Raw genomic sequence first — 13,400 nt, forward strand, 5'->3', positions numbered from 1 at the left:
TGTGTAGGCAAATCCGCACATCGTAAGGCTGGGCTGTGATGGGGAGGGAAATTTAAGTACCGAAGGTCATGAGTTCACACTGCCAAGAAAAGCTTCTAGCCAGGCGAAGGTGCCCGTACCGCAAACCGACACAGGTGGGTGAGAAGAGAATTCTAAGGCGCGCGGAAGAACTCTCGTTAAGGAACTCGGCAAAATGACCCCGTAACTTCGGGAGAAGGGGTGCCTCGGTAGGGTGAATAGCCCGAGGGGGCCGCAGTGAAAAGGCCCAAGCGACTGTTTAGCAAAAACACAGGTCTGTGCGAAGCCGCAAGGCGAAGTATACGGGCTGACGCCTGCCCGGTGCTGGAAGGTTAAGAGGAGTGGTTAGGGGCAACCCGAAGCTATGAATTGAAGCCCCAGTAAACGGCGGCCGTAACTATAACGGTCCTAAGGTAGCGAAATTCCTTGTCAGGTAAATTCTGACCCGCACGAATGGCGTAACGACTTGGGCGCTGTCTCAACGAGAGATCCGGTGAAATTTTAATACCTGTGAAGATGCAGGTTACCCGCGACAAGACGGAAAGACCCCATGGAGCTTTACTGCAGCTTGATATTGGACTTTGGTACGATCTGTACAGGATAGGTGGGAGCCTTTGAAGCCTGAGCGCCAGCTTGGGTGGAGGCGCCGTTGGGATACCACCCTGATCGTATCGGAGTTCTAACCTAGTACCGTGATCCGGTATGGGGACAGTGTCAGGTGGGCAGTTTGACTGGGGCGGTCGCCTCCTAAAATGTAACGGAGGCGTTTAAAGGTTCCCTCAGAATGGTTGGAAATCATTCGCAGAGTGCAAAGGCATAAGGGAGCTTGACTGCGAGACCTACAAGTCGAGCAGGGACGAAAGTCGGACTTAGTGATCCGGTGGTACCGAATGGAAGGGCCATCGCTCAACGGATAAAAGCTACCCTGGGGATAACAGGCTTATCTCCCCCAAGAGTCCACATCGACGGGGAGGTTTGGCACCTCGATGTCGGCTCATCGCATCCTGGGGCTGAAGTAGGTCCCAAGGGTTGGGCTGTTCGCCCATTAAAGCGGTACGCGAGCTGGGTTCAGAACGTCGTGAGACAGTTCGGTCCCTATCTGTCGCGGGCGTAGGAAATTTGAGAGGAGCTGTCCTTAGTACGAGAGGACCGGGATGGACGTACCGCTGGTGTACCAGTTGTCTCGCCAGAGGCATCGCTGGGTAGCTATGTACGGAGGGGATAAGCGCTGAAAGCATCTAAGCGCGAAGCCCCCCTCAAGATGAGATTTCCCAGTATGTAAGACCCCTTGTAGACGACGAGGTTGATAGGTTCGAGGTGGAAGTGCGGCAACGTATGCAGCTGACGAATACTAATCGGTCGAGGGCTTAACCAAAATTCCTAAGTAATCTAACTTTACGTGAGTTTCGTATCTAGTCTTCAGGGAATAAATCCCTACTGTGGCGGTCGTGGCGAAGGGGTTAACGCACTGGTTTGTGGATCCAGCATTCGTGGGTTCAAGTCCCATCGGTCGCCCTTTTTTCTTTTCTAAGATCCCCAATATACGTAAGCGGTCGTGGTGGAACGGCAGACACACCATCTTGAGGGGGTGGCGCTCACAAGGCGTGAGGGTTCAAATCCCTCCGACCGCATCCCAACAAAAAGCCTTAATGTATAAGGCTTTTTTTCATATCTATCTCTAATGATGAGCTCCTTGTAGGGGCTCATTTTCTATTTATATACATCTGTGGTTGCAATTTGGTTGCAAGCCTTAACGGTTCTTAAATCAAATCACTTTTACCGGAAGTAATCATACCTATTTATAGGAGAAGTCAGCATATACACAAGCCATAGTCATTAAGAGGGAATATGAATGTATCAAATTCAAGAGAAGCGGAGGGGGAACCTATTCTTGACTCGACAGAGATCATTTCAGAAGAAGCAGGACCAGCTCGTCCCAAAATTTCAGTTATCGTAACTGTATACAATACTGGGGAATTCCTCAGTAAGTGTTTGCAATCTATAATTAACCAAACAATATGGAGTGTCATGGAGTTAGTTATTATCAATGATGGTTCAGCAGACCATTCCTCTGAAATTATTAACGAGTTCGTGAAAATACAACCTGAACGTATTATAAGTATACATTTTGCTGAAAACCAAGGTGTAGGTAACTCTCGGAATGTAGGGATTGCTCAGTCTAGAGGTGACTATATCGGTTTCGTTGATTCGGATGATTGGATTGCTAACAATATGTTTGAGATATTGTATACTAAAGCTTTAGATGGGCATGACATGGTGATTTGTGATTATTTTAGTAGGTATGAAGATGAAGATCTGACTATTCCAGAGAAGGGATACTCACAAGAGATCTTCACGCAAAAACAGGCTATTCTTTACGCTCAAGTGGTTCCTTGGAATAAGCTCTACAAAAAGGAATTACTACAAAAAATTCAGTATTTGAATATTTGGTATGAGGATGTTGCATCAACTCCAATTTTGATCAGTCTAGCGAATTTACCAGCTTATTTGAATATTCCCTTATATTATTATAAAAGGTCTAGACCGGGTTCTATCGCAAATAGCAGCGGACCCAAAGTGTTAGATATTTTACGAGCCTGGGACCGTTTAATCGAACATGCACACTTGAATAATAGTTTTAAAGAGGAAATTCTCTTTTTTGTAACCAAATGTATTAATTATTATATTGATTTCAAACCGGAGTACGCTGATCATTTCTGGGAATATGCAAGGAGGCATCGAGAACTATTAAGCGGTGGAGAGTACAATCGCAAAGCAGTTGAAACAAAAGAGATTCGTGACTTATTTGGTTTATTTAATAAGAGTACGCCAATGTATGCAACAAAGTATGAAACAATACATGCAACAAAACATGCAACTCAAAAAAAACGAACCTTGAGAATCATACAAGTCATTTCACCAGTCTGTACCCCTGTATCAGCCGTTGACACAGCTGGAACGGAGAAAATTGTTTACGAAATTACGCAGGAATTGGTTAAACGTGGACATAGGGTTGTTTTATATGCTCCTAAGGGAAGTAAAGTTTCAGCAAAGTTAGTACCCTACCCCAAATATTTCGAAGATCGACACGTACCCGCATTTATCCGTAAAACAAGACCTTCGAAAATAGATCTGATTCATGATCACACTTTTACATCTATTGTCAGATTAAGAAAAATGGGAATCCCTGTGTTACCCACTCATCATTTACCTACCAATAAAGCATTCCATGATTCCGTTTATGTCAGTCAAGCTGCTCGGAGAAATGCCGGCGCCAATGGCCAAGTCGTTCACAACGGAATTAATCCGGATGAATACGAGTACAGTGAAGGAAAAGATGACTATTTATTGTTTATCGGGAGGATACTCCCCGACAAAGGCGTCATTCATGCAATTGAAGTCGCTGAACGCAATCACCAAAAGCTCATTATAGCTGGACCCATTAAAGATGAAGAATATTTCCGAAATATTTTAGTGCCCCGTATTGATAATAATGAAAACATTCATTATATAGGCGCTGTTGCAGGCAAACAAAAGCTAGATCTCCTTAAGAGAGCTCGATGTGTCCTCTTTCCGTCTATTTGGAAGGAGCCTTTTGGACTTGTTTTGATTGAGGCTATGATTTCAGGCACCCCTGTATTAGCTTTGAACAATGGTGCAGCCTTAGAGGTACTTGAAGGTTTTCCACAGTTAGTATGTAATAGCATAGATGAACTTGCGCACAAAGCTTTAAATGAGTCATTCCCGCCATCACATGTCCTAAGAGAATATGTGCTTAACAAGTTCACGACTTCTACAATGGTGGACCAATATATCACGTTGTATGAACAGAAAATTAATGAATTTATGAAAAGACGAGTAAGTTTAAAACTGGTAAGAAGAAAAAAATTAAAACTACTAAGAAGAAGAAAAAATTTAAAACTGCTAAGAAGAAGAAAAAGTTTAAAACTGGTAAGAAGAAGAAAAAATTTAAAACTGGTAAGAAGAAGAAAAAATTTAAAACTGCTAAGAAGAAGAAAAAGTTTAAAACTGCTAAGAAGAAAAAGATACATCTTAAAGAAAAAGATAACAGCTAAAAGAACTGTAACAAAGCGAATAAAAGCAAATAAAAGAAGTGTAAGAAAGCAAATAAGAACAACTAAAAGAAGTGTAAGAAAGCGAAAGAGAGCATAAATAGCACGAAGGAACTAACTAATCTGGAGAAGTTCTTTACCAGACATCGTTACTCTAACGGGCGAGTATCGAAAGTGGGCCGTGAAAAACATGTGCTAATCAGAAATGTTTATTTATGATTAACACGTGTTTTTTAGGTTTATCGAATTTTTTTCAGTATTCTCGTTTTCTCAGGTGACAAAAGTAGGATTGTTTTCTAAGTCACCTTGATGTTAAAGTGTTTTCAAGACAATCATGATATCACTGGGTACATTACATATTAGGGATTGAGAAACCATGGCTCACAAGGCGTGAGGGTTCAAATCCCTCCGACCGCATCCCAGTTTTACAATTAGCAACCCTTACCTAGTAAGGTTTTTTTCTGTTTCCGAATGCAGCGATTCGTCGTTCCTAACATCACCGCTAAAAAAGTAGTAATCAGTGAAATTCGTAGTAAGGCCTAATTCGAAAAGTAGCCGATACGTACAGTTGGAATCCTTGAGGTACATGGCGGAAGCTACCCGCCGTCGTGAGCCAGTTACGTCAGGATTTATCGTCTGGATGGGGAATGAGCCTTTCTCTAATAATGCGAATACATCGCTGCTCGAGTATGACGGCATGCCCAAGCCAGCCTACTATGCGATGAAGAAGGTCTTTAGCGGTCTGCATGTGTCTGCAAGATATGACCGGCTCTCATTTGCGCTAGGCCAACACTTCCTAAGTGATATTTTTCTGCATGATGAGTCCATGGGGTTGTCCCGACAAGCGCAAATAATTCATGCGGAGCTCATTCGTGTAGATGGTTCCGTGATTCAGCGGCAAGAGTACCAATTCGATGACAAAGTATCTAACAAGTACGTAGGCCAGATAAAATGGCACGTGGAGAATGTACCGGAACAAATGTTCCTCATGCGTTTGACTGTCACGGATGTCAATCATCAGGTTCTTGCAGGGAATGAATACGTATTTACCGTGGATGCACCAAGTCCGCTTGAGCCTCTGAGACGCCTGCCATCTGCGAATGTACAGGTTGGAATGGGTACCCAGCCTAATCAAATCGTTCTCACTAACACGTCATCTGTAGCAGCTGTAGCGGTTTATCTAATTCAAAAAGACCCTCAGGAGCTTATCCATCTTGATCATAATTACGTAACGGTGTTCCCGGGCGAGGAAGTTGTGATTACATCTCCTGGTCCAATCACGCCGAATGACTTTTATTTAGAGGGTATGAATCTCTCGACTAGAAATGAATAGGAAACAGGGCAGGGATCATTCGATCATTCCTTGCCCTGTTTTTTTCTGTACATACACCTAATCATTTTCTGAGTATTTTGAAAGAAAGAGGAGATTACTCTTATAGTAAAGGTGTCCATTTCTCTTTATACTTAGCTAAAACCATAACGAGGTGACCTGAATGGAAGCAGCTATTACATCCTCTAAACGTTCTTTATCCAAACGTTTGTTCGCTAAGATGAAGCGTTGGGAGTCACCGATCACCGGATATTTATTTATTTCTCCTTGGTTGATTGGATTCTTGATGTTGAGTCTTTATCCAATGATTCTATCTCTATATTATTCATTTACGGATTACTCTTTACTGGGTGAACCGAATTGGGTGGGACTCCGGAATTACGAGAAAATATTTACGGTCGACACGAGATTTTATCAGTCAGTTAAAGTTACTTCTCTCTATGTACTTGGTTCTGTGCCCCTAAGACTCGTAGCGGCTTTGCTGGTTGCGATCTTGTTGGCCAAAAGCATTAGAGGCATGTCGATTTACAGGACCATGATTTATTTCCCATCCCTAATCGGAGGGAGTATCGCTGTATCTCTCTTGTGGAAAAATATTTTTGGGAAGGAAGGCTATATCAATCAAATCCTTCATCTATTTGGTATCCAAGGAACGGGGTGGATAACGGATCCTGACACAGCACTGGGGACATTGGTCTTGCTGGTCGTCTGGCAATTTGGTTCGGCGATGGTTATTTTTTTGGCAGGTCTAAAGCAAATACCGCAAGATCTTTACGAGGCTTCGTCCGTGGATGGGGCGAGTAAAATCAAACAATTCTTTAAGATCACGTTACCGATGCTGTCACCGACGATCTATTTCAACATCGTGATGGGGATTATTGGGGCATTCCAAATGTTCACGCCAGCTATGATTATTACGCAAGGCGGCCCTATGAATTCTACTTATGTGTACGCACTCTATTTATATGAACGCGCATTCAGCCAACTGCAAATGGGATATGCTTCAGGTCTCGCCTGGATTATGTTGTTGATTATTGCTGCATCAACTTCTGCTATTTTTGTAACGTCAAAGTATTGGGTCTTCTATGAATCGGAAAAGGGGGGAGAGAAATGACAAGCTACTTGGAGCGGAAAAATGTACTTACGCACGCACTTCTTGCTATCATGAGTGTCGTTATGATATATCCCGTGATTTGGTGGATCGGAGCTTCACTGAAATCAAACCAAGAATTAAGCTTACCAGGCTTATTTCCGTCAATCCCAGTTTGGAGCAATTTCTCGAAAGGCTGGCATGCGATACCGGGGCACACGTTTACTGACTTTTATATCAATAACTTGCAGCTTGAAGCTGGAATTTTGATAACGACAGTGTTTTCCTGCAGTCTAGTAGCTTTTGGATTTGCCCGACTAGCATTTCCCCTGCGCAACTTCTGGTTCTCGATTCTAATGCTGACGCTGATGCTGCCGGCTCAAGTTACGATCATTCCACAGTATGCACTGTTCCATGGACTCGGCTGGGTCAACACATATTTGCCCTTTATTGTCCCGCATTCGTTGGCCGGGGGCGCCGGAGGCAGCTTCTTCGTATTCTTACTCATACAATTTATTCGCGGAATTCCACGTGAGTTGGATGAATCGGCTAAAATAGATGGCTGCAGTTGGTTTGCGATCTATTGGCGAATAGTACTGCCACTCACGAAGCCAGCACTGCTGACCGTCGTTATTTACTGCTTCTTATGGAATTGGGATGACTTCTTCGGTCATTTGCTTTATATCAATTCTGTTGATAAATACACCGTAGGATTAGCTTTAAGGATGTTAAACGACTCACAATCCGCTCAACAGTGGGGACAACTATTGGCCATGGGTCTCGTCTCCGTGATTCCTTCTGTTATCATCTTTTTTATGGCACAAAAGCACTTTGTCGAAGGAATTGCAACAACAGGGATCAAAGGATAACAGGATCTGAGGAGTATTTTGAAACAAATAGGTGGATTCTATCATAGGCATACAGGCATGCTGAACTTATGATTAAAATTGAAATGATCATACAATCTATCGATGAAGGGGTTATGACAAATGGCTGCAATGAGAAAAAGATTAGTACTTGCCATGTTATCGACAGTAATAGGCGCCTCGTTGGCAGGATGTGGTGCAGCAGATTCCAACTCGAAAACTGCGGAAACAAGTGCGGCACCTAGTACAAGCAGTGCAAGCGCTAAACCAGTCAAGCTTCGAATCATGTGGTGGGGATCACAGCCAAGGCACGATGCAACACTGAAAATCCTAGATTTATATACGAAGAAAAATCCGAATGTCACGTTCGAACCCGAATATTCTGGTTTTGATGGTTACATTGATAAGTTGACTACGCAAGCTGCTGCGAAAAACGCGCCTGATGTGATTCAAATGGACGCAGCCTGGCTAGCGGATTGGAACGCAAGAAATCAATTGGCTGATCTCAGCAGTATCAATATAAAAGATGTGGATCCTAACCTCGTAGAAGCGGGGAAATATAAAGGCAAGGAAACCGCAGTGCCACTTGGCGGGAACGCTTGGGGACTCATTTATGATAAAAGCGCATTAGATAAGCTAGGGTTTCAATTACCAGCGGACGGTATTACGTGGGATGCTTTTTTCAAGCTTACCCGAGACATCAAGTCGAAGCTGGACAAGGATCACTTCGTAATGGGGGATGTTACAAGAAATCGGGATATGTATACCTCCTACCAGTTAAGCAAAGGAAAAGGGTATCCGGTAACGCCTGAAGGGAAATTTAATTTCGATAAGGATACATGGCTGGAATGGGTACGTATCATAGGCGAATTACGCAAAGAAGGAGTTGTTCCTCCGCCGGATCTATCCGTTAGTGATGTAGACTTGGATCCGAAGCTTGATCTCATGCTGACTGGCAAAACGATTTTCAAGCCAGCACACGCTGCGCAGGCATCCTCCTGGGACAGCTTGAAGCCAGGCAGCATTGGCGTAGCCGCCATGCCGAAAGACAAGCAAGGCGGAGGCTGGTTGAAGGCAACTTTCTTCTTCAGCGTAAGCCAAGAATCCAAAAATAAAGAGGAAGCCAAAAAGTTTATTGATTGGTTTATCAACGATCCAGAAGCTGGGGCCCTTTCGGGTACAACACGCGGGGTGCCAGTTTCCAGTCTAATTCTTGGACAGCTTCAGCCTAAATTTACGCCGGCTGATAAATTGACAATCGACATGATTAGCAAGGCAGCGCCTAGCGCTCAAAAGTTTAATCCAGCTGCGGCAGGATGGAACAATTTCGATACGAAGGATTATAAAACGATAACGGAATCGATTATGTTCGGGAAAATGACACCTGAGCAAGGCTTTGACGAAATGAAGAAAAAGTCTGCAGAGTATGAAAAGTAAAACGAAGGCGTAATGCCAAGCAACGCCCCTTAAATTAACGTTGACATCCATAATGGGTCGTTAAATGTTATAATTTAAGGGGCGATTTTCTATAGCATACATGCGTTAGGGAGGCAATGAAAATGTGGAAGATTGCGATTATTGATGACGATCGGCATGTACTCAAAGGTATGAAGCAAGTCATTCCTTGGGAAGAACTCGGTGCCGTATGGGTAGGAGAAAGTCTAAACGGAGCAAGAGGATTGGAATTGATTCGGAGCACGAAACCAGATATTGTGATCACCGATATTTATATGCCTGTCATGAGTGGAATGAAAATGATTGAAGCTTTAAGAGAAGAGAGTTTCAATGGCAAAATTCTAATTCATAGCGGCTATTCTGATTTTGAAGTTGCGCGTCAAGCATTAAGACTTAATGTAGAGGATTACTTATCGAAGCCCGTTTCCCGAAATACGATTACGGAAGTGTTGCAGCGCACAATTGAAGCCATACAACTTGAAAATAATTCAAAGGTTGAGAATGAAAAATTCCGTGACCAATTACATGTATATGAGCCGTTCGTTCGGAAGGAATGGTTAAAAGCCGCAGTTACGGGGACGACTAACAATTGGAGTGAATTGAACCTCTTTTTCCAACATGAAATTGAAAAAAGCCATCTAGTCTTAGGTGTTGAAATAATAAGAACGACAAGAATATCTGAAGTCCGCGCGCCGGATCGCTATTTATTCCGATTTGCCATTCATAACATCATTCAAGAGATTCTTCATAAAGATGAGCTCGCTTTCGACTATATTGAATTGCATGGTTACCATGCTGCGTTGATTCTTCACTTTGAGAAAAATGCGCTGTATGTAGAGCAGATCGATACGATTAGAAGCTTGGCAAGTAAAATCGTTGATTGTGTGCAAAGATTTCTTCATATATCGATTCGTATCGGCATTGGTGGACTTAAAGATGACTGGTACAACCTATCAGACTCGTTGGAAGAAGCTTTCCAGCTGTTATCTCCAGAGATTAACATGCAGCATTCATCTGGCGTTTTTGAGCATGCAAGATCAGACAGCCCGAATTTGAATGCGCTTCAAATAAAGACAAAGCCTATGAAGTTTTATCAACAGCTCATTGAAGATATCAAAAACACACAAGGGAAAAATGCTGAAAAAATCATTCAAAACTATACAGGAACCTTGAATCAATCTGCCAATCCAAGCCAATTTAGTTTATTGGGTGCGCAATTCTGGGCGATATTAAACTTTGCGTTAGGCGATGAAGATATTCGTTTGGACGATATTTTTCGGGAAGACACCATTGAAAATGAACTAAGTCAACTCTACACAGTTGATCAATATGAAACATGGCTGCTGGATAAGATTCAGCGAATCTGTATGGGTCAAGAATGGCAAGAAAACTTCAAACATAAGCTGGCTATTGATTTTATTAAGAGCTATATACAAGAAAACTTCTCCAAGGATATTACGATTGCAGAGCTTGCTGAGAAAGTATATATCTCACGTAATTATTTAAGCCAAATTTTTAAGAACGCAACGGGTGAAACCATTAATAACTATATCATTAGTGTGAAGATGGAAAATGCAAAGCGAATGATTCTAGAAAGAAAATTTAAAATTTATGAGGTCGCTAAAAATGTGGGATACAGTAATATTCCTTATTTCAGTACAACATTTAGAAAGCATTTTGGAGTTACACCTGCAGAATTAATTACATAAAGGCGGACTTGCTCATGAAGAACTTGTTTAAAAAATACCGCATCGATTATCTATTATATGGTGGATTAGCTAGTTTTGTAATTATTTTACTAACAATTGTTATCTGTCTGACTTATATTCTTTCGACGCAGGAAGTAGTCAGAATGACATCGTATTACCAAAAGGGTCTATTGGGCGAATTATACAATAAAATAGATATTCAAATGCGCTCCATTGAGCAGATCTCTTTAAATGTCTCGCGGAATATTGTAACGAATGAGTATCAGGTGATTACATCGGATTCCTATAAGAATTATCAGAAACGTGAGGAATTGGAATTATTTTTGAATAATGTGATTTACTCTACGCCGATCGTACACTCTATTGATTTTTATATGAAAAATGTGATTCCCTCCAAATCGCAGAGTCTTGTTTCGTACTATGATGTGAAAGAAGCCGAATCCCGAGAATGGTATAGTGCAGTGGATCAAACTGACTTCACTTGGGTTGGTCAACATACAATTAATTCTACGCAAGGCAGCATAAACGTCATTAGCTTTGCGCGAAAGGTCTACACCAATGGCGGGATTTATCAAGGGTTGTTACTATTGAATGTGCAAGCCTCTTCCATACAAAGCTTGGTCGGCGGAGAAACACCTGATTCCAACCGTGTGTTATTAGATTCAGGAGGCCGAGTTATTGCTTATATAGGGGATCCTTCGCTTCAAAAAAAGATCAAGTCCTTCCTGCCGGAAATGATGGAAGAATCAGGCTATATGAAAGTGAGGTCTTCAGCGGAAAGCAAGTCGGTTTCTTCTGCGGTGGATACTTTAATGGTATGGGCTACGCATTACAATTCGAATTGGACACTCGTTCAACTTACGCCATGGAATGAACTTACCCGCGGAAGTGTGAGGATTGCAGCTATCTTGGCTCTTGTTGGCGTTTCGGCGATACTTATTTCTATCGTATTTGCCTTATATTTTTCAGGCTTATTTATTAAACCGATTCGCCTTCTGCTTCATGAAATGGGGAGATACTCCGCCAATGTCAATAAAGTTAATTTGCCAGAAGACTATCAGAATGAATTCGGTGTCCTATTCTCTGGATATCGCAAATTAATCGAGCGTATTAAAGCGTTATATTCATCCTTGGAAAATCAATATAAGGAGCAAAAAAAGGCTGAGATCAAAGCGTTACAAGCGATGATAAACCCTCATTTTCTATATAATACCTTAGATCAGCTAAATTGGATGGCACTTGCGGCTGGTCAAGATAAATTGAGTCGAATTCTTGAACTGATGGGGAAAATGTTTCGAATCGGACTGTCTAATGGTGAGAGCCTAATTACAATACGAGAAGAATTTATGCATGCCGAGTGTTATGTTCAAATTCAACAGCTAAGGTGGGAAGAAGGGTTGACGGTTACTTTCGATCTCCCCGAATATGTGAAGGAATGGTATATGCCCAAAATGACCTTACAGCCCTTTATTGAGAATGCCATCATGCATGGTTTTAATGAAAAATTAACCGGCAGCATCATCATTAGGGCGCAAGAAGCAGGGGAGTATATGGTCGTTTCCATTAAGGATGACGGCGTAGGTCTCAAGAAAGATTGGGATGAGAAGAGAGTGGGCCATACAGGAGGTTATGGAATCCGCAATGTAAGAGAGCGGTTCGAAGCTTTTTTTGCAAATCGGTATCGTCTAGATATTGAGAACAATGAGGATTCAAGCGGGACAACGGTATGTATTCGTTTCCCGACTCTTAAGCTCAAAGTGACGGAAGATCAAACTACGAGCATAGGGGGAGTGACCCGTGACTCAGCATAAAAGTGTACAAAGAATTTTAGACGAATTAGGCAAGCCCGATTTAATTGATGAATTGAGCCAACAAGTCCCTTTATCTGACCTAACCACGATTATGCTCGCATTGTTTAGCAAGAAGACGAGTGAAATGTCTCCCCGTGATTTGATGAATGCCTTTGCAACGAATAGATTTGTGGAGCCATCATCTACGAATCCAATCGTTCTGAAGCAAATGGAAATTGACGTGCTGACCATTGCTCATTTGGCTGCCTACGAACCCATTCAACTATCACCAGTTGCTCCACTGGGTTCGTGTTCAGTCGTTGCTCCTGCGAGTCAAAACAAGATTGTATCGGCCTTGAGGGGGACAGAGGTGGTGTCGGATGCCACCAATGTATTGGCGCTGCAAATCTGTAAGTTGCTAAAAGAAGGCAAATTATCAAATCGGGAACAGACGGTTAAATATTGTACGACACACCGACTCGTGAGAGCACAAAAATTTACGAGTCCAGGCTCCCTAACACACTTCAGTCTATTCCATATGGTTACTTCTGGGAGGGATAGCGGCTCCTATGCCTTTGAAAAAAAGACATTAGTAGAACAACTTCGTGTCTATCAAAGCATATTCTATTCTTTATTTCAAACCACGATCAAAGTTAGATTCAAGCAACTTGACGGTTATACCGATTCCAAAGGGCTCATTGAACGTCTTAGTGAATACACCAAAGAGCAGTTACCAGAAGTTATGATTTCCGAAAGCTCAGATAAGGCAAACAATCCGTATTATAAAGGCGTACAGTTTACGATTATTGTAGAGATAAACGGACGTGAGCTTCCGATCGGGGACGGTGGATTCGTAGATTGGTCGCAAAAGTTGCTAGGAAATCACAAGGAAAGAATGATGATAAGTGCGATTGGCTTGGATCGACTTATAGAAGCAACTTTGAATGACCGCGACGACATATAGTCGTTGTTTGTGGAGCGCCCATTCAGTCCGAATGGTTTTTTCTTGTTGGGAAATGAAGCTGTAACTAAACTGCATCGCCGGAGAAGGTATTATTAATTTAAAAGA

Annotated in this window: 8 protein-coding genes, 2 tRNA genes and 1 rRNA gene; all 11 read left to right on the top strand. The window is 42.3% G+C overall.

The features are described from left to right. Window positions 1-1,393, top strand: a 23S ribosomal RNA gene (locus AC58QC_RS04810); the annotation flags it as partial. Between the two features lie 67 nt (window positions 1,394-1,460). Next, a tRNA-His gene (locus tag AC58QC_RS04815) sits at window positions 1,461-1,533 on the top strand. A gap of 34 nt (window positions 1,534-1,567) precedes the next feature. Then, window positions 1,568-1,649, top strand: a tRNA-Leu gene (locus tag AC58QC_RS04820). 217 nt (window positions 1,650-1,866) lie between these two features. Beyond that, a complete protein-coding gene (locus tag AC58QC_RS04825) occupies window positions 1,867-4,191 on the top strand; it encodes a glycosyltransferase (protein ID WP_497414076.1) in 2,325 nt (774 codons plus the stop codon). 486 nt (window positions 4,192-4,677) lie between these two features. Continuing rightward, window positions 4,678-5,424: a hypothetical protein gene (locus AC58QC_RS04830; protein ID WP_497414077.1), complete on the top strand. Its 747-nt coding sequence runs from the start codon at window positions 4,678-4,680 to the stop codon at window positions 5,422-5,424. A 160-nt stretch (window positions 5,425-5,584) separates the two neighbouring features. Continuing rightward, the gene (locus AC58QC_RS04835; protein ID WP_497414078.1) at window positions 5,585-6,535 is read left to right on the top strand and encodes a carbohydrate ABC transporter permease; all 951 of its coding nucleotides are present in this window, start codon (window positions 5,585-5,587) and stop codon (window positions 6,533-6,535) included. Beyond that, a complete protein-coding gene (locus AC58QC_RS04840) occupies window positions 6,532-7,380 on the top strand; it encodes a carbohydrate ABC transporter permease (RefSeq protein ID WP_497414079.1) in 849 nt (282 codons plus the stop codon). The genes AC58QC_RS04835 and AC58QC_RS04840 overlap by 4 nt, the downstream gene beginning before the upstream one ends. 120 nt (window positions 7,381-7,500) lie before the next feature. Then, window positions 7,501-8,814: an ABC transporter substrate-binding protein gene (locus AC58QC_RS04845; RefSeq protein WP_497414080.1), complete on the top strand. Its 1,314-nt coding sequence runs from the start codon at window positions 7,501-7,503 to the stop codon at window positions 8,812-8,814. Window positions 8,815-8,936: 122 nt separating this feature from the next. Continuing rightward, window positions 8,937-10,541 carry a response regulator transcription factor gene (locus AC58QC_RS04850; protein WP_497414081.1) on the top strand — a complete coding sequence of 535 codons (1,605 nt, stop codon included), beginning with the start codon at window positions 8,937-8,939 and terminating at the stop codon, window positions 10,539-10,541. A 14-nt stretch (window positions 10,542-10,555) separates the two neighbouring features. After that, window positions 10,556-12,352, top strand: coding sequence for a cache domain-containing sensor histidine kinase (locus tag AC58QC_RS04855; protein ID WP_497414082.1), 1,797 nt, complete (start codon window positions 10,556-10,558; stop codon window positions 12,350-12,352). Then, the gene (locus AC58QC_RS04860) at window positions 12,339-13,295 is read left to right on the top strand and encodes a hypothetical protein (protein ID WP_497414083.1); all 957 of its coding nucleotides are present in this window, start codon (window positions 12,339-12,341) and stop codon (window positions 13,293-13,295) included. Before AC58QC_RS04855 ends, AC58QC_RS04860 begins: the two co-directional genes overlap by 14 nt. Window positions 13,296-13,400: the final 105 nt, after the last annotated feature.

The organism is Paenibacillus sp. J22P51 (assembly GCF_059692215.1).